Source organism: Mycolicibacterium lutetiense (genome assembly GCF_017876775.1).
GTDB lineage: Bacteria > Actinomycetota > Actinomycetes > Mycobacteriales > Mycobacteriaceae > Mycobacterium > Mycobacterium lutetiense.
On the sequence record NZ_JAGIOP010000002.1, the window covers coordinates 3,921,210 to 3,938,833 of the forward strand.

Here is a 17,624-nt window from a genome sequence, read left to right on the forward strand (position 1 = left end):
CATGCGGCGAAGCCGTTAACGATCCCGGCCGACATCCTGCACTCAGTAGACTGAGCCCATTCTTGAGTTGCGCGGGTCGGGCGCGTCGATCGGAGGACACTTGACGAGCAGACACCGCTGGCAGTCGCTGATTGGTGCACCGGTCGTCGCCGCTGTTGCGATGTTGACTCCGGCCCTTGCGCATGCCGCTCCGCCGGTGGTGCTGGGTGGCGGTTCGGGGATCGTGGTCAACGGCGACGCATTCTGCACGCTCACCACGATCGGGCACGACAGCGCCGGCCGGCTCATCGGCTTCACCTCGGCGCACTGCGGCGGGCCGGGCGCCACCGTGTCGGCTGAGGGTGCCGACAGCGCCGGAGTGGTCGGCACGATGGTGGCCGGTAATGACGGGCTCGACTACGCGGTCATCCAGTTCGATCCGGCCAAGGTGACGCCGATCAACAACGTCAACGGTTTCCAGATCGACGGGCTCGGACCGGACCCGGCGTTCGGTGAGATCGCCTGCAAGCTGGGCCGAACGACGGGCTACTCCTGCGGCGTCACCTGGGGGCCGGGTAAGGACCCGGGCACCATCGTCAACCAGGTGTGCGGCCAGCCCGGCGACTCGGGCGCGCCGGTCACGGTCAACAATCGGCTGGTCGGCATGATCCACGGCGCCTACAGCGAGGAATTGCCGACCTGCGTAGTGAAGTTCGTGCCCCTGCACACGCCGGCGGTGACGATGTCGTTCAACACGCAGCTGGCGGACATCACCGCCAAGAACCGACCGGGAACGGGTTTCGTCCCGGTCGGTTAGGCGGGCCTGGAACCTACTTGCTGGCGCGGATCGCTTCGAAGACGCTGGGGTCGACCAGGGTTGAGGTGTCGCCGAGTTCGCGGCCCTCGGCCACGTCGCGCAACAACCGGCGCATGATCTTGCCGCTGCGGGTTTTGGGTAGCTCGGGCACAACGTGGATCTCCCGCGGCTTGGCGATCGGGGAGATCTCGGTGGACACCTGCGCGCGCAGTTCGTCGATCATGGTGTCGTTTCCGCCGTGGGCGGAGGCCTTGAGGATGACGAACGCGCAGATCGCCTGGCCCGTGGTGTCATCGGACGCGCCGACCACGGCGGCCTCGGCGACCCCGGAATGTCCGACCAGAGCCGATTCCACCTCGGCGGTGGAGATCCGGTGTCCGGAGATGTTCATGACGTCGTCGATGCGGCCCAAAACCCAGATGTTGCCGTCGCTGTCGTAGCGGGCACCGTCACCGGCGAAGTACCAGCCCTGCTCGGCGAAACGCGACCAGTAGGTCTCCTTGAATCGCTTGGGGTCGCCCCAGATGCCGCGCAGCATCGCCGGCCACGGCTGGTCCAGGACCAGGTAACCGGTGACGTGCTCGGCTTCATCAGCCCCGGGGACCAGTTCGTTGCCGTCGTCGTCGACGATCTTGGCGCTGATGCCGGGCAGTGGGGTCATCGCCGAGCCGGGCTTGGCCGCGGTGACACCGGGCAGCGGGGAGATCATGATCGCCCCGGTCTCGGTCTGCCACCAGGTGTCCACGACCGGGGTTTTGCCCGCGCCGATGACTTCCCGGTACCAGCGCCAGGCCTCGGGGTTGATCGGCTCACCGACTGAACCCAGTAGCCGCAAGCTGGACAGATTATGGTCGGCCGGTATCTGACGTCCCAGCTTCATAAAGGTGCGGATCAGCGTGGGCGCGGTGTAATAGATTGTGACACCGTACTTTTCGATGATCTCGAAGTGGCGGTGCTCGGTCGGTGAGGTCGGGGTGCCCTCGTAGACCACCTGAGTGGCGCCGTTGGCCAGCGGCCCGTAGACGATGTAGGTGTGCCCGGTCACCCAGCCGATGTCGGCGGTGCACCAGTACACATCGGTGTCGGGTTTGAGGTCGAACACGTTGTAATGGGTGTACGCCGACTGGGTCAGATAGCCGCCCGAGGTGTGCACGATGCCCTTGGGTTTGCCCGTGGTCCCCGAGGTGTACAGCAAGAACAGCGGCTGCTCGGAGTCGAAGGCTTCGGGCGTGTGCTCGGGCGAGGCTTGCTCGACGGTGTCGTGCCACCACAGATCGCGGCCCTCGGTCCAGTTCACGTCGATCCCGGTGCGGCGCACCACCAGGACGTGCTCGACGCTGGGCTGATCTGAAACCGCCTCATCGACCGCATCTTTGAGCGAGGCGGCCTTACCGCGCCGGTACTGGCCATCGGTGGTGATGACGAGCTTGGCTTGCGCGTCCTCGATGCGCGCCTTGAGTGCGGCCGCGGAGAATCCGGCGAACACCACCGAATGCATGGCGCCCAGGCGCGCACAAGCCAGCATCGCCACGATCGCCTCGGGCACCATCGGCATGTAGATGGCGACCCGGTCACCGGCGACCAACCCCAACCCGGCCAGGGTGTTGGCGGCCTTGCAGACTTCGTCTTGGAGTTGGGCGTAGGTGATGTCGCGGGCATCCCCGACCGGTTCACCTTCCCAGTGGATTGCGACGCGATCCCCGTTGCCGGCCTCGACGTGACGGTCCACGCAGTTGTAGGCCACATTGAGCTTGCCGCCGACAAACCACTTCGCGAACGGCGCCTGCGACCAGTCCAACACCTCGGTGAACGGGGTCTGCCACGACAACCGCTCGGCCTGGGCGGCCCAGAACGCCAACCGGTCCGTCTCGGCCTCGATGTACAACTGTTCCGTCGCGTTGGCATCGGCCGCGAAACCGGCAGGCGGTGGATAAGCTGACGGAACTTCGGTTGACGTCGTTGGTGCGTGTGACATGGATGTGAGCGTAGTCACCAAACGTTGCACCGGCGTTGGGACGTCACAAGACGGTTGTCGGGCGGCGGTCCTGATGCGCCCAACGGTCGGCGCGACGGAGTTCAGCGGTCCGCTAGCGTTTCGCGTATGACCGATCCACTCGCACCCCTGGTCGACCTGCCCGGTGTGTCTGCGGCCAGCGACGAGGCGCGTGAGGCCTTGGGCCGGGCGCATCGACACAAGTTCAACCTGCGCGGCTGGCCGCAGACGGCGGCCGAGGCGGCCCTGCGTGCGGCGCGGGCCTCCGCCGTGCTCGACGGTGGGGCCCTCCAGTTGTCGGCCGACGGTGAACCCGATGCGGTGACCGCGGGCGCCATCCGCGTCGCCGAGGCATTGGAAGGCGGTGCTACCTCGCTCGTCGGTGTGTGGCAGCGGGCGCCGATGCAGGCCCTGGCCCGACTGCACGCATTGGCGGCGGCCGACCTCGCCGACGATGAGCACCTGGGCCGGCCGCGGACCGACCCCGACGTCGGGCGCCGTCTCGAGCTTCTGACGGAGATCCTGGCCGGCGGCTCCAAAGTCCCCGCTCCCGTGCTGGCCGCGGTGGCCCACGGCGAACTCCTCAGCCTGGCTCCATTCGGGACCGCCGATGGGGTGGTGGCACGCGCGGTGTCGCGCCTGGTGACCATCGCCAGCGGGCTGGATCCGCACGGGCTGGGGGTTCCCGAGGCGCACTGGATGCGAAAGTCGGGGGAGTATCGGGCTGCTGCACGGGGATTCGCCTCCGGCACCGCCGACGGGCTGACCGCATGGCTGCTGCTCAGTAGTGAGGCCCTGCAGGGCGGTGCGCGCGAAGCGCTGCAGATCGCCCAGTCGGCGGCTGGCTGACCCCGCAGCTCGGGGCACTCCCAGCAAACGAAAGCGGGCGACGGTCCGAAACGATGTTTCGGCTCGTCGCCCGCTAGCACGGATACCGGTTACCAAGCGTGCCAGGTGGGTTGCGTGGGTGACCTCGGCGTCCTTGCAATGCGCTTCGGCTGCAACCCCACCCAAGGGGCCGTCGTGGCCGTCCGCTCTCCGCAATCACGCAGGCCCGCAACACTTTTGCCTATTCCGCGGCATGTGCTCCGCGTGGGTGCCGGGACCCGTGCTGGGAAACCTGGTTCGGGAGATTTAGCCTTCTCTTCCGACTACCTCTTGGCCTCATCAAGCTTCCGTGGTTCCTTTGTACTACGTGACCACGGTCACAGCAAGGGTGAAATGCACCCGAGTTCCGATCGTTACTCCGGGGTCGTCAGCTACTACATCCGGTAGCTCAGGAAGTGAAGCGGCGCAAGAGTGAGTACGTCAGTGCGCCGGCCGCCAGGGCACTGATCCCGACGGCCGCAGTGGTGGCGACCGCGGCCCCCGACGGCGCCGGAATCCGGTCCCGCAACGACACCGGCCTGGTGAAGGTCAGCACCGGCCAGCCGCGCGCGGCGGCCTCCTTGCGCAGGCCCCGGTCGGGATTGACGGCGGTGGGGTGGCCCACCGATTCGAGCATCGGAACATCGGTGATCGAATCCGAATAGGCGTAGCAGTGATCCAGGGCGTAGCCCTCGCGTGCGGCCAGGGCGCGGATCGCCTCGACCTTGCCCTCGCCGTAGCAGTAGAACGCGATCTCGCCGGTGTAGCGCCCCTCTTCGACCACCATCCGGGTCGCCATCGCATGGGTGGCGCCCAACGCCCTGGCGATCGGTGCGACGATCTCCTCGCCCGAGGCTGACACCACCACGACGTCGCGGCCGCACAGTTTGTGGTCGGCGATCAGCTCGGCGGCCTCGGCGAACACCAGCGGGTCGACGATGTCGTGCAAGGTCTCGCCGACGATCGACTTGACCTGCTCGACGTCCCAACCGGTGCACATGTTGGTGACGTAGCTGCGCATCCGATCCATCTGATCGTGGTCGGCGCCCGACATCAGGAACAAGAACTGGGCGTAGGTCGACTTCAACACCGTCCGACGGTTCAACAGACCCTGATTGAAGAAAGGTTTGCTGAAAGCGAACGCGCTGGACTTGGCGATGACGGTTTTGTCGAGGTCGAAAAAGGCGGCCGTGCGCACCGGCCGACCATCGTCCGGCCCGGATTGCAGTGCGGTCAATTCCCCGGCAGCCCGATCGGAAGCGGTCACGAGCGCCAGCATAGAGGCAGGTGCACCCGCATAACCGACGGGCGATACAAAATGGCAGTTCAAGACACATTCTTTCGGGCGGTGATTCCGCAATCGCGCTCGGTAGCTCGCGCCGGTGTCCCTTGCGGGTTTTGGCAGTTCCGTGTGTATAGTGAGCATTACTCGGCTTATGCCGAGGGTGTATCAGCCCGACCCCCCGGGGCTGATACACGACGACCTCCGCCTCCTCCCCCCCTGGCGGGGGTCGTCCCTTTTCTGGGGGAAAATAATCTCTGTCGGCCCAGCCGCTGTGGTTGCGGAACCGCATTTTCAGCGTGTCGCCCAGCGTGTCTCCCGCCCGGGGGATTGATCCACAGGCCGAAGTTCATCCACAATCCGCGGATTGGTGATGGTGTCGGCCCCGTCGTTGCCCGCAGGGTGGGCACATGGCCATTCCGAGCACCTCGATCAGCCCGTCCGGCACCGTGCTGGCCCTGATCGGTGACCCGCAGCTGCGTGAGGATGTGTCCCGGGTGGCCGCTGCCGCCGGCGTCGGACTCGTCCTCGTCGACGACCCCTCCGGACGCAAGGCCTGGACGGCAGCCGCCGCCGTGCTGCTCGACGCCTCGGCCGCACTGCGGTGCGCCGCCAGGGGGCTGCCCCGTCGTACCCGGGTGGTTCTCGTCGGCCGCGACGATCCGCGGCCCGACGACTGGCAGGCCGCGATCAACGTCGGCGCCCAACACGTGGTGACGCTGCCCGCCCAGGACGCCGATCTCGTGGCGGCCCTGTCGGAGGCGGCCTGCTGCGACGACGGTGGTCGCGGCCCCGCGGTGGCGGTCGTGAGCGCCAGGGGTGGTGCCGGTGCATCGGTGTTCGCGGTGGCGCTGGCTCAATCGGCGCCGGCCGCACTGTTGATCGAGGCCGACCCGTGGAGCGGGGGGATCGACCTGGTGGCGGGCAGTGAGGACCTGGCCGGTCTGCGCTGGCCGGACCTGGCGCTGCAGGGTGGCCGGTTGGGTTTTCCGGCGCTGCGCGACGCGCTGCCCTGCCGTGACGGGGTCAGCGTGCTCTCCAGCGGGCGCTCGGGTGCCGATATCGAGGCCGAGCCGGTGGCGGCGGTCATCGAGGCGGGGTGCCGTGGCGGTGTCACGGTGGTGTGCGACGTGCCCCGCCGCGCCACCGAGGCGGCCGAAACCGCTTTGAACGCAGCCGATCTGGTGGTCCTGGTGGCACCGGCCGACGTGCGGTCGTGCACCGCCGCAGCGGCCGCGCGGCCGTGGGTGCTGGCCTGCAACCCGAATGCCGGTGTGGTGGTTCGGGGCCCGTCGCCGGGCGGGCTTCGGGCAGCCGAGGTGGCCCGCATCGTGGACCTGCCGCTACTCGCCGCGATGCGACCACAGGCCGGCATCGCCGAGGTGTTGGAGCGCGGCGGCCTGCGGGTGCGGTCGCGGTCGCCGCTCGGCTCGGCTGCGCGGCGGGTGCTGGAGGTCCTGGCCCGTCACCCCGTGCAGGAGCCGGCGTGAGTGCCTCGCTGATCGACCGGGTACGCGAACGGCTGGTGGCCGAAGCGTCTCCGCTCAGCCCCGGTGTGGTCGCCGCGGCCATTCGGGCGGAGTCCGGCGGCCTGCTCGGAGACACCGAGGTGCTGAGCAACCTGCGGCTGCTGGAGACCGAGCTGACCGGCGCAGGCGTCCTGGAACCGCTGTTGTGTGCGCCGACCACCACCGATGTACTCGTCACGGCCCCCGGCGCGGTGTGGGTAGATGACGGCAACGGGTTGCACCGCAGCGCAGTGTGTTTCCCCGACGAGGGAGCGGTCCGGAGGCTGGCCCAGCGATTGGCACTGTTGGCCGGGCGCCGTCTCGACGAGGCGCAGCCGTGGGTGGACGGTCAACTCAGCGGGATCGGCCCGTTCACCGTGCGGTTGCACGCGGTGCTACCTCCGATCGCGGCCGCAGGTACCTGTCTGTCGCTGCGGGTGTTGCGCCCGGCCACCCAGAATCTCGACACCCTCACCCGGTCCGGTGCGATTCCGCCACCGGCCGCCGAACTGCTGCGCGCCATCATCCGGGCCAGGCTGGCGTTCCTGATCTCGGGCGGAACCGGCTGCGGCAAGACCACGCTGCTGGCCGCGGCGCTCGGTGCCGTATCCGCCGATGAGCGCATCGTCTGCGTCGAGGACGCCGCCGAACTGGCCCCACCGCACCCACATCTGGTCACGCTGGTGGCCCGGGGCGCCAACGTCGAGGGCGTCGGTGAGGTCACAGTGCGTGACCTGGTCAGACAGGCGTTGCGGATGCGTCCGGACCGGATCGTCGTCGGTGAGGTTCGCGGCGCCGAGGTGGTCGACCTGCTGGCGGCGCTCAACACCGGGCATGACGGCGGGGCAGGCACCGTGCATGCCAACAACCCGGCGGAAGTGCCGGCCCGGCTGGAGGCCCTCGGTGCACTCGGCGGTCTGGATCGTGCCGCGCTGATCAGTCAACTGGCCGCGGCCGTGCAGGTGCTGCTTCACGTCGGGCGTGACGGCGCCGGGCGGCGCAGGCTCGCCGAGATCGCGGTACTGCGCCGGGCGGTCCGGGGTGATCTGGAGGTGGTGACGGCGTGGCATGCCGACACTGGTTTGGGCGGTGGCGCAGAGACTCTCCAAGCCCTTGTCGAACAGCGGGTGTCGCCGTGACAGCGGGTGCACTGGCGTTGGCCGCCGCACTTCTGCTGTGGCCGGCCACGCCCCGGCGGGCGGCTGCGCTACGGCGCACGGATGCGCCGCGTCGGCGCCACCTGCGCGCAGCGCCCGTCCTGGTGGTGCTGGGAGTCGTTCTGGCCTGGCTGGTTTCACTGCCCGCCGCCGTGGCCACGGCGCTGCTGTCCGGCACAGTCGTGGTGCGTCGCAGGCGTCGCGCTGCATGGCGGCAGCGGCAACAGGAATCCGCCGCGCTGCAGGCCGCCCTGGACGTGTTGGTGGGTGAACTGCGCACCGGTATCCATCCGGTCAACGCCTTCGGCACCGCGGCCGGCGAGGTGACCGGGCCGGTACGTCAGGGCATGAGAGCTGTCGCCGCGCGGGCCCGCCTGGGTGCCGATGTCGCGGCCGGGCTGGAAGATGTTGCGGCAGCGTCGGAGTTGCCGATGCATTGGGAACGGCTCGCGGTCTGCTGGCGGTTGGCCCACGTTTACGGACTTTCGATCGCCACGCTGATGCACACCGCGCAGCGCGACATCGTTGAGCGCGAACGGTTTTCTTCCCATGTCGAGGCGGCGATGGCGGGCCCGCGGGCGACTGCGGCGGTGCTGGCCGGGCTGCCCGTGGTCGGGATCGCACTGGGTCAGTTGATCGGTGCGCAACCCCTGGCGTTTCTGTGCGGGCCTGGAGTGGGGGGTTGGCTGCTGACGATCGGTGTCCTGCTGGCCTGTGCCGGACTGATGTGGTCGGACCGGATCATCGGACGGGTATTGAGATGAGTTGGGCGGCACTGTTTCTCGCCGCAGCGCTGCTGATCGGGGCAGATCCGGTGCGGGTGCGGTCCCGCGCCGCGCCCGCACCGGTGACGAGGGTGGACACGCGACGGGTGTACACCGATGATCCGCTCGCTGCAGCCTCGACGTTCGATTTGTTCTCCGCTTGCCTGGCCGCGGGGATGGCGGTGTCGACCGCGGCTGCGGCAGCCACCGCATCGGCCCCACCGTCACTGGCGCCGATGCTGCGCCGCGCAGCCGAACTCCTCGCGCTCGGGGCAGACCCGGCCCGGGCCTGGGCCGGTGGTGGTGACGTGGTGCCGCAGGGGAAGAACGCCGAGGCCCTGCTGCGGCTGGCCCGCCGTTCGGCGGCCTCGGGCAGCGCGCTGGCCGACGGGGTGGCCGAGTTGGCCGTCCACGCCCGACACGATGCCGCTGCCGCTGCCGATGCGGTGGCAGAACGTGCCTCGGTACTGGTCGCCGGACCATTGGGCCTGTGCTATCTGCCGGCGTTCCTGTGCCTGGGCGTGATCCCCGTGGTGGCCGGTCTGGCCGGTGACGTGCTGGGTTCAGGTTTGTTGTGAGTGCACATCGCAGAGGGAGGAAATATCATGGCAGGAAACATGATTCAGCGGGCGCATGCCAGGGCGGCGCTGTTGATGGTCGACGAAACAGGGATGAGCACCGTCGAATATGCGATCGGCACCATTGCCGCGGCGGCGTTCGGGGCGATCCTGTACACGGTGGTCACGGGGGATTCGATCGTGAGCGCGCTGACCAACATCATCAGCCGGGCGCTGAACACCAGCGTCTAGATGCCCGGCTGGATGACCGGGGTGCGGTCACCGTCGAGGCCGCCTTTGCGGTCGCCACTCTCGTGGCTGTCCTGGTGCTGTGTGTCGGCGGACTCGGTGCCGTGGGCATGCAGATCCGCTGCATCGACGCGGCGCGCGAAGCCGCCCGCCTGGCCGCCCGCGGTGAAGGCGAGGCGGCAACGGCGGCCGCTCGCCGGGTCGCGCCGTCCGGCGCGGTGGTGCATGTCGGTCGTGACGGCGGTTTGGTGGTGGCCCGGGTCAGTGCCGCCACGGCGTTGCCGGGGTTCACCGTGTCCGCTGAGGCGGCCGCGGCACCTGAACCCGGCGTCGGGTGAGCGAGGCTCGGCCACGCTGTTGGCCTCGGCGATGATCGCGATGCTGATCGTGTTCGCGACGGGTGGCGCCTACCTTGGTGCCGCCGTCACGGCCCGGCACCGGGCCCAGGCGGCGGCGGATCTGGCCGCCCTGAGCGCCGCCGGTGCGGTGGTGTCCGGGCCGGATGCAGCGTGCGCACAGGCCGCCCAGATCGCGGTACGGATGCGTTCGGTCCTCGGCGCCTGCCGGATCGACGGTCTCGACGTGGTGCTCGAGGTGTCGGTTCCGGTCCGCCTCGGCCGGTGGGGCGTCGGTCCGGCCCGGGCGGCCGCCCGCGCCGGACCGGTGGACGTCGCGACCTAGTCGGGCCGGTCGAGGTCCGCGGCGGCGACCTCGTCGTCGGTGGGCAACCGCAGCGCGATCAGGCCCGCGGAAGTCTCTTCGTCGAGTTCGATCCGGTTGATCGTCATGTGCACCGGTTGCCAGCCACCGTCCGCGGCGCGCATCCGCAGCACCGCGGCGGTGACGCCGTCGGTGAATTCGGTGGTCATCCGGGCCATGTGCCGAGCGTCGGTCGGATGGATGCGGGCCGGACCGCCCTCGCGGTTGCGCCAGTCGAAGAATGGTGCCGGGTCATCGAGCCACTTCAACAACTTCCAGTCGTCGAGGCCGACCAGGGCCCGGTGCACGCCGGGCCGGGCCAGCCCGTTGAGGATCCGCTGGGCCAGGCTGTCGGGCGGTACCGGATGCTCGCGTTCGCTACGCCAGTTCATCGCTCGACAGATCAGTCGGTCGGAGCCGTCATCGTGAGGTTCCAGAGTCACCCGGGCGACAAATCCCACCGTGATGGGCTCGCCGCGGTAGTCGGTGACGTCCCAGGTGGTGCACAAGGTGCGGCCGACCACGGGATTGACGGTCATCGCCAGAATCTTGGCTTCGCTGCCGTTGAAGGCCCTGGCAGGCAGGTCGTCGGCGAACGACCGGTCGTGGGTGGGCTCGGTCTCCGGGTTCATCCCGCTGTTGTGCAGGGATTCGGCCGTGTCGGTGGCCACGCCCGTGGTCAGGTCCCAGACCAGTGGGCCGGGAACCGGCCGCTGCGGCGGGTCGACATCGATCGGCCCGACCCAGACGTGCACCCCGTGGATGCAGCCGTCGGACATCCGCGCCACTTCGGTGCGGATTACGCGGTCATTCTTGGGCGTGATGCTGCTGAGGCCCTGGCCGGCCTGGACCGTTTCCCTGATCGCGGACTGGATCGCCATCAGGTGCGGATTTCGTCGCAGAAACACACTGATCGGGACGAGGTTCTTCGTCTGCAGACCTCGGGCGACGACAACAGGCTCGCTACCCAGCGTCTCCACGAGCAGCCAGTCGTGAGTCATTCGCGGCATTTTACCGGGGTACGAGTAGCTACATACGCGCGCCGCAGCGCCGTAATCCGCAGGAGAGAACTGCGGATTACGGTCGCGGATATCCGAAATGAGGTCTGTGGGGTTGCAAACATGAGTGGGTTAACGTAATTTGCCACTGCACCCGGCCTCCGGGATTGGGAACGGATCGCGTTGTCCGACCGTTCGTGGCACCGTCTGTGTGTTCGGCGTAGCCGAATGCAGCCACGCAGTTGTGGATCCGTGTAGTCGGCCGTCGAGGGGTCGGTCGTCAACGCGGTCGGGGGTTCGCTGAGGACGTACTCAGCGCGCCGAGCACCAGGCGGAGTACTTTTACCGCGCCCGATTTGTCCAACGGGTCGTTGCCGTTGCCGCATTTCGGTGACTGCACGCACGAGGGGCAACCGTGCGGACACTCGCAGGCTTCGATCGCGTCGGCCGTCGCAGCCCACCAGGTACCGAGATTGCGGAATCCGCGGTCGGCGAAACCCGCACCGCCGGGATAGCCGTCGTAGACGAAGATCGACGGCCGGCCGTCCACCGGGCCGACGGCCGTCGAGACCCCGCCGATGTCACCCCGGTCGCAACTGGCCACCAGGGGCATCAGGCCGATGGCCGCGTGTTCGGCGGCATGCAGACTTCCCGGCATGGCGAGCAGGTCAATATTATTGTCCTGCAATGCCTCCGGAGTGATCGTGCACATGACGGCCATGGTGTCCAGGGTTCTCGGCGGCATGTCCAGCTCCACGAAATCGATGACCTCGCCGTCGATGCGGCGGCGCAGGTAGCCGACCACGGTGTTGGTCACCGACACCGGAACCAGGCCCACGGTGACCGGGCCGAAGGTACTGCGCTCGCCGGGGCCGGTGACCTCGATGTCGGTCAGTTCCCTGGCGAACGTGCTGTAGCCGGGATTGGCGGCATACACGAACGCCACCCCGTCCTCGAAGGACAACGAGTCGACCAGATAGGTCTCGCCCTGGTGCAGATATACCGCGCCCGGATGCAGCGAGGCCGCCGCCTGCCCGGCGCCGGTGCTGCCCAGCATTCTGCCGGTATCGGCCTCCAGGATCGCGATCTGACCGCCGCTGGAGCCGCGGATGTCCACTGCCGGGTGCGGATCCACCCCGGGTGCGGGGAAATAGCCGCTGGGGCGTTTCCGGAGCAGTCCGTCGTCGACCAGGGATTCGGCCACCGCCTCGGCGTTCCACAACCGCACTTCGGCCTGGGTGAGCGGTAGCTCAGCCGCGGCGCAGAGCAATTGCGGGCCCAGCACGTGCGGATTCGTCGGGTCGATCACCACCCGCTCGATCGGCTTGTCCAACAGCGCTGCGGGATGGTGCACCAGGTAGGTATCGAGCGGATCGTCGCGCGCGATCAACACGATCAGCGCGCCCTGCCCGCGCCGGCCGGACCGGCCGGCCTGCTGCCAGAACGAGGTGACGGTGCCGGGAAACCCGGCCATCACCACCGCGTCCAGCCCGGCGATGTCGATGCCGAGCTCCAGCGCGTTGGTGGTGGCCAGCCCACGAAGCTGCCCATTGGTCAGCGCGTGTTCCAGGTCGCGGCGGTCTTCGGAGAGATAACCGGCGCGGTAGGACGCCACCAGATCGGCCAGCTCCGGTGCGGTGTCTTCCAGCCGGGCCCGGGTCCCCAGCGCGGTGAGTTCGGCGCCCCGACGGGACCGGACGAACGTCAGGGTGCGTGCCCCCTCGGTCATGAGATCGGCCATCACCCGCGCCGCCTCGGCGCCGGCCGAACGCCGCACCGGCGCGCCGTTCTCGCCGGTGAGATCGTCGAGCAGGGCCGGTTCCCACAGCGCGATCGTGCGTGCACCCTGCGGTGAGCCGTCCTCGGTCACCTCGGCCACCGTCTGCCCGATCAACTCGGCGGCGGTTTCGGCCGGTGACGCCGTGGTGGCACTCGCGAAGATGACTGTCGGACCGGCGCCATCCGGCGCGTATCTCTCACACAACCGCAGCAGCCGGCGCAGCACCATGGCCACGTTGGAGCCGAAAATGCCGCGGTAGTAGTGACATTCGTCGATGACGATGAACTTGAGGTGGCGCAGGAACACCGCCCAGCGGGCGTGGTTGCGCAGCAGCGACAAATGGATCATGTCCGGGTTGGAGAAGATCCACCGCGATCGTTCCCGGGCGAATCGGCGTACCTCGGTCGCGCTGTCACCGTCATACGGGGCCGGTCCGACGTCGCGCAATGCCGTGACCGTCTCGGCCAGACTCTGTGCGGTACGCAGCTGGTCGTGTCCGAGCGCCTTCGTCGGGGACAGATAGAGCACCCGTGCCCGCGGGTCCTCGGCCAACGCCGACAGGATCGGCAGTTGGTAGGCCAGCGATTTGCCCGATGCGGTGCCGGTGGACACCACCACGTGCCGTCCGTCATGAGCCAGTTCGGCCGCGGCGAGTTGATGCGACCAGGGCGCACTGATCCCGCGGTCTCTCAACGCCTGGACGACCTCCGGATTGGCCCATTCCGGCCACTGACGAGGTTTGCCGTGGCGAGGCGGGATATCCGCAACATGGCGTAGCGGATTCTCGCCGGAAGGGGTGCCGTCAACAGCGCATGCGAGCAGCTCACGGCCGAAATCCGACCCCTGATCAAGCACCGCTCTTCCTCCCGCGATCTATCCCACCGACATCGGCCCGGATTTGTAAACGAATTGTTCACCACGCGCCGAATACCAACACTGTTGCAGTAAGCCCGAACATGGTTGACTGATCGCGGTCGCAGCTTCTGTGTTTGTACTCGCACTCGCAGGATCGTCGTTGCGATCGCGGTTCCTGCGAGGGTTGTAGGTCGGGTCAGTTCCGGTCGACTCGCGCGTTGGTATGGCGGTCGGAACGGGCCCGGTGCACCGGAAGTCGGTGGACCGCACCCGGTTGAAGAGAAGGAAAGAACAAAAGATGCCACAGGGAACTGTGAAGTGGTTCAACGCGGAGAAGGGCTTCGGCTTCATTGCTCCGGAGGACGGCTCTGCCGACGTGTTTGTCCACTACACGGAAATCCAGGGTAGCGGATTCCGCACCCTGGAGGAGAACCAGAAGGTTGAGTTCGAGGTTGGCCAGAGCCCCAAGGGCCCGCAGGCCACGGGTGTTCGGGCCGTCTGAGACAAACCCAACACAGACACCCCCGCTGAGTCCGTGCCGGACACCGCGGGGGTGTTCTCGTTGTTACGGCCTCTGCTGGCCTAGTGTCGATTTGTGAGTCAGCTGTCCTTCTTCTCGGCAGAGTCGGTGCCGCCCGCAGTGGCCGACCTGACCGGGGTGCTCGCCGGGCCGGGACAGATTGTGCTGGCCGGCAACGGTGGCAGGCAGGCGGCCCGGATCTCGGTGGTCGTCGACGAGATGTGGCGTGCCCAGGGCCTGGCCGAGATGATCAGCGATGCCGGACTGGTCTCGGAAATTTCCCGCACTGATGAGAACAATCCGCTGGTACGTACCGCGCTGGATCCGCAGTTGATGTTGATCGCCGGTGAGTGGACGCGCGGTGCGGTCAAAACCGTGCCGCCCGGATGGCTGCCGGGCTCCCGTGAGCTGCGGGCCTGGACATTGGCGGCCGGCTCGCCGGAGGCCGACGACCGTTACCTGCTGGGCCTGGACCCGCACGCCCCCGATACCCACGCGGCGTTGGCCGCGGCCATGATGCGGGTCGGGATTGCACCGACATTGATCGGGACTCGAGGCTCCCATCCGGCCCTGCGCATCAGCGGGCGGAGACGGCTGTCACGCCTGGTCGAGAACGTGGGGGAACCACCTGGGGATACCTCCGCGTTGGCGCATTGGCCGCGTATTTAATGGTGGACACGCGGAGAGCCGGTTTGCGTAGGCTCGCAGGTAATGCGAAATTGTCAGTTGCCGGGCGTGGCGCGGCAACTATAGAAGTGGAGCGTAAGCACAGTTGGCTGGCGATAGCGGCAGCGGTAGCAAGGGGAATGTCCGGCGACTCGTAATTGTCGAGTCGCCGACCAAGGCGCGCAAGATCGCCGGCTACCTGGGCTCCAATTACGTAGTCGAATCCTCCCGCGGGCACATTCGTGACCTGCCGCGCAATGCTGCCGACGTGCCCGCCAAGTACAAATCCGAGCCGTGGGCGCGCCTCGGGGTCAATGTCGACGACAACTTCGAACCGCTCTACATCGTCAGCCCGGAGAAGAAGAGCACCGTCACCGAGCTCAAAGACCTGCTCAAGGGTGTTGACGAGCTCTACCTCGCAACGGACGGTGACCGCGAGGGTGAGGCGATCGCCTGGCATCTGCTGGAGACGCTGAAGCCCAAGGTCCCAGTCAAGCGGATGGTGTTCCACGAGATCACCGAATCCGCCATCCGGGCCGCCGCGGAAAACCCCCGTGACCTGGACATCGCCCTGGTCGACGCTCAGGAAACCCGCCGCATCCTCGACCGTCTCTACGGCTACGAGGTCTCGCCCGTGCTGTGGAAGAAGGTCGCACCGAAGCTGTCCGCGGGCCGCGTGCAGTCGGTGGCCACGCGCATCATCGTGCAGCGCGAGCGGGAGCGCATGGCGTTCCGCAGCGCCGGGTACTGGGACGTCACCGCCGAACTCGACGCGTCCGTGTCGGATGCCAGTGCTGCGCCGCCCAAGTTCACCGCCAAGCTCAACACCGTGGACGGCCGCCGGGTCGCCGCCGGTCGTGATTTCGACTCGCTGGGGCAGCTGAAGAAGCCCGACGAGGTGCTGGTGCTCGACGAGGCCAGCGCCGGGGCCCTGGCCGCCGGTCTGCGCGGTGCTCAGTTGGCCGTGAGCTCCGTCGAGCAGAAGCCGTACACCCGCAAGCCCTACGCGCCGTTCATGACCTCCACGCTGCAGCAGGAGGCGGCCCGCAAGCTGCGGTTCTCGTCGGAGCGCACGATGAGCATCGCGCAGCGGCTGTACGAGAACGGCTACATCACCTACATGCGTACCGACTCGACGACGTTGTCGGAGTCGGCCATCAACGCCGCTCGCACCCAGGCCGGGCAGCTCTACGGCGCCGAGTACGTGCATCCGTCGCCGCGGCAGTACACCCGCAAGGTCAAGAACGCGCAGGAGGCGCACGAGGCGATCCGCCCCGCCGGTGACGTGTTCCAGACCCCGGGTCAGCTGCACGCCCAGCTCGACACCGACGAGTTCCGGCTCTACGAGCTGATCTGGCAGCGCACCGTGGCCTCGCAGATGGCTGACGCGCGCGGCACGACGCTGTCACTGCGCATCGCCGGTACGGCAGCGGGCGGCGAGCAGGTCGTCTTCAACGCCTCCGGCCGCACCATCACGTTCGCGGGCTTCCTGAAGGCCTACGTCGAGAGCCTCGACGAGCAGGCGGGCGGTGAGGCCGACGACGCCGAGAGCCGGCTGCCGAACCTGACCCAGGGTCAGCGCGTCGATGCCGCCGACCTGACCGCCGACGGACACACCACCAGCCCGCCGGCCCGCTACACCGAGGCCTCGCTGATCAAGGCCCTCGAAGAACTCGGCATCGGCCGCCCGTCGACGTACAGCTCGATCATCAAGACCATCCAGGACCGCGGCTACGTGGTCAAAAAGGGCAGTGCGCTGGTCCCGTCGTGGGTCGCTTTCGCTGTCATCGGACTGCTCGAGCAGCATTTCGGCCGGCTGGTGGATTACGACTTCACCGCAGCCATGGAAGACGAACTCGACGAGATCGCCAATGGCCAGGAGCAGCGCACCAACTGGCTGTCGAACTTCTACTTCGGCGGTGACCACGGCGTCGAGGGCTCGATCGCCCGGGCCGGTGGGCTCAAACACCTCGTCGGCGGCAACCTCGAAGGTATCGACGCGCGAGAAGTCAACTCCATCAAGCTCTTTGATGATGCCGAGGGGCGCACGATCGTGGTCCGCGTCGGCCGCAATGGGCCGTACCTGGAGCGGATGGTCGATGATCCCGACAATCCGGGCGAGCTCAAGCCCCAGCGCGCGAATCTCAAGGACGACCTGACTCCCGACGAGCTGACCCTGGAGCTGGCCGAAAAGCTTTTCGCCACACCCCAAGAGGGCCGCGTGCTGGGTGTCGACCCGGTGTCCGGACACGAAATCGTCGCCAAGGACGGACGATTCGGCCCCTATGTCACCGAGATCCTCCCCGAGCCGCCGGAAGATCCGGAGGCGGGGGCGACGGCCAAGAAGGGCAAGAAGCCGACCGGGCCCAAGCCGCGCACCGGATCACTGCTGCGCTCCATGGATCTGGAGACGGTGACGCTCGACGACGCGCTCAAGCTGCTGTCGTTGCCGCGGGTGGTCGGCGTCGACCCGTCGAACAACGAGGAGATCACCGCGCAGAACGGCCGCTACGGGCCGTACCTCAAGCGCGGCACCGACTCTCGCTCGTTGGCCACCGAGGAGCAGATGTTCACCATCACCCTCGACGAGGCGCTGGCGATCTACGCCGAGCCGAAACGCCGTGGGCGCCAGGCCGCTGCGGCCCCGCCGCTGCGCGAGCTCGGCAATGATTCGGCCACCGGCAAGCCGATGGTGATCAAGGACGGCCGGTTCGGCCCGTACGTCACCGACGGCGAGACGAACGCCAGCCTGCGCAAGGGCGATGACGTGCTGTCGATCACCGATGAGCGGGCCTCGGAGCTGTTGGCCGATCGCCGGGCCCGCGGGCCGGTGAAGAAGGCCGCGAAGAAGGCTCCGGCAAAGAAGGCCGCCGCGAAGAAGACCGCTGCCAAGAAGGCTCCGGCGAAGAAGGCCGCCGCCAAGAAGGCCTGAC

At 68.0% G+C, this 17,624-nt stretch carries 16 protein-coding genes; 12 read left to right on the top strand and 4 right to left on the bottom strand.

All coding sequences use genetic code 11. The annotated features are described in order from the left end of the window. The first annotated feature begins 160 nt into the window (after window positions 1-160). Window positions 161-796 carry a S1 family peptidase gene (locus tag JOF57_RS28185; RefSeq protein ID WP_407666655.1) on the top strand — a complete coding sequence of 212 codons (636 nt, stop codon included), beginning with the start codon at window positions 161-163 and terminating at the stop codon, window positions 794-796. A gap of 13 nt (window positions 797-809) precedes the next feature. On the opposite strand, the gene acs is transcribed toward JOF57_RS28185, so the two are convergent. After that, window positions 810-2,771: an acetate--CoA ligase gene (gene acs, locus JOF57_RS28190; RefSeq protein ID WP_209922566.1), complete on the bottom strand. Its 1,962-nt coding sequence runs from the start codon at window positions 2,769-2,771 to the stop codon at window positions 810-812. A 126-nt stretch (window positions 2,772-2,897) separates the two neighbouring features. Here acs and JOF57_RS28195 point away from each other — a divergent pair, with 126 nt between their 5' ends. Beyond that, window positions 2,898-3,638: a Fic family protein gene (locus JOF57_RS28195; RefSeq protein ID WP_209922568.1), complete on the top strand. Its 741-nt coding sequence runs from the start codon at window positions 2,898-2,900 to the stop codon at window positions 3,636-3,638. 427 nt (window positions 3,639-4,065) lie between these two features. Here the strand turns inward: JOF57_RS28195 and JOF57_RS28200 are convergent, their stop codons facing one another. Continuing rightward, window positions 4,066-4,935 carry an HAD-IB family hydrolase gene (locus JOF57_RS28200; RefSeq protein WP_209922570.1) on the bottom strand — a complete coding sequence of 290 codons (870 nt, stop codon included), beginning with the start codon at window positions 4,933-4,935 and terminating at the stop codon, window positions 4,066-4,068. A gap of 413 nt (window positions 4,936-5,348) precedes the next feature. Here JOF57_RS28200 and ssd point away from each other — a divergent pair, with 413 nt between their 5' ends. From ssd to JOF57_RS28235, 7 genes are read left to right on the top strand one after another with little or no spacing between them, the layout of a single operon-like run. Continuing rightward, window positions 5,349-6,428 carry a septum site-determining protein Ssd gene (ssd, locus tag JOF57_RS28205; RefSeq protein ID WP_273544760.1) on the top strand — a complete coding sequence of 360 codons (1,080 nt, stop codon included), beginning with the start codon at window positions 5,349-5,351 and terminating at the stop codon, window positions 6,426-6,428. Next, window positions 6,425-7,585, top strand: a complete 1,161-nt coding sequence (locus JOF57_RS28210; protein WP_209922572.1) for a TadA family conjugal transfer-associated ATPase — start codon at window positions 6,425-6,427, stop codon at window positions 7,583-7,585. Before ssd ends, JOF57_RS28210 begins: the two co-directional genes overlap by 4 nt. Further along, window positions 7,582-8,367: a type II secretion system F family protein gene (locus JOF57_RS28215; protein WP_209922574.1), complete on the top strand. Its 786-nt coding sequence runs from the start codon at window positions 7,582-7,584 to the stop codon at window positions 8,365-8,367. The genes JOF57_RS28210 and JOF57_RS28215 overlap by 4 nt, the downstream gene beginning before the upstream one ends. Next, the gene (locus JOF57_RS28220; RefSeq protein ID WP_209922576.1) at window positions 8,364-8,945 is read left to right on the top strand and encodes a type II secretion system F family protein; all 582 of its coding nucleotides are present in this window, start codon (window positions 8,364-8,366) and stop codon (window positions 8,943-8,945) included. Before JOF57_RS28215 ends, JOF57_RS28220 begins: the two co-directional genes overlap by 4 nt. A gap of 27 nt (window positions 8,946-8,972) precedes the next feature. Further along, window positions 8,973-9,176 carry a DUF4244 domain-containing protein gene (locus JOF57_RS28225; protein ID WP_209922578.1) on the top strand — a complete coding sequence of 68 codons (204 nt, stop codon included), beginning with the start codon at window positions 8,973-8,975 and terminating at the stop codon, window positions 9,174-9,176. Between the two features lie 8 nt (window positions 9,177-9,184). After that, window positions 9,185-9,511: a TadE family type IV pilus minor pilin gene (locus tag JOF57_RS28230; protein ID WP_209923797.1), complete on the top strand. Its 327-nt coding sequence runs from the start codon at window positions 9,185-9,187 to the stop codon at window positions 9,509-9,511. Between the two features lie 31 nt (window positions 9,512-9,542). Next, the gene (locus tag JOF57_RS28235) at window positions 9,543-9,854 is read left to right on the top strand and encodes an Rv3654c family TadE-like protein (protein ID WP_234938271.1); all 312 of its coding nucleotides are present in this window, start codon (window positions 9,543-9,545) and stop codon (window positions 9,852-9,854) included. On the opposite strand, the gene JOF57_RS28240 is transcribed toward JOF57_RS28235, so the two are convergent. Further along, window positions 9,851-10,873 carry a PAS domain-containing protein gene (locus tag JOF57_RS28240; RefSeq protein WP_209922582.1) on the bottom strand — a complete coding sequence of 341 codons (1,023 nt, stop codon included), beginning with the start codon at window positions 10,871-10,873 and terminating at the stop codon, window positions 9,851-9,853. The genes JOF57_RS28235 and JOF57_RS28240 overlap by 4 nt on opposite strands. A 277-nt stretch (window positions 10,874-11,150) precedes the next feature. Beyond that, window positions 11,151-13,505, bottom strand: a complete 2,355-nt coding sequence (locus JOF57_RS28245) for a DNA 3'-5' helicase SftH (RefSeq protein ID WP_209922584.1) — start codon at window positions 13,503-13,505, stop codon at window positions 11,151-11,153. Window positions 13,506-13,803: 298 nt separating this feature from the next. On the opposite strand from JOF57_RS28245, the gene JOF57_RS28250 reads away from it, so the two are divergent. The 3 genes from JOF57_RS28250 (at window position 13,804) to topA (ending at window position 17,623) form a co-directional block, all read left to right on the top strand. Continuing rightward, on the top strand, window positions 13,804-14,007 hold the full coding sequence (locus tag JOF57_RS28250; RefSeq protein ID WP_006243848.1) for a cold-shock protein: 204 nt from the start codon (window positions 13,804-13,806) through the stop codon (window positions 14,005-14,007). A 93-nt stretch (window positions 14,008-14,100) separates the two neighbouring features. Further along, a complete protein-coding gene (locus JOF57_RS28255) occupies window positions 14,101-14,694 on the top strand; it encodes a hypothetical protein (RefSeq protein WP_209922586.1) in 594 nt (197 codons plus the stop codon). Between the two features lie 103 nt (window positions 14,695-14,797). Continuing rightward, entirely contained in the window at window positions 14,798-17,623 is a 2,826-nt protein-coding gene (gene topA, locus JOF57_RS28260; RefSeq protein ID WP_209922588.1) for a type I DNA topoisomerase, read from the top strand. The last annotated feature ends 1 nt before the right edge of the window (window position 17,624 follow it).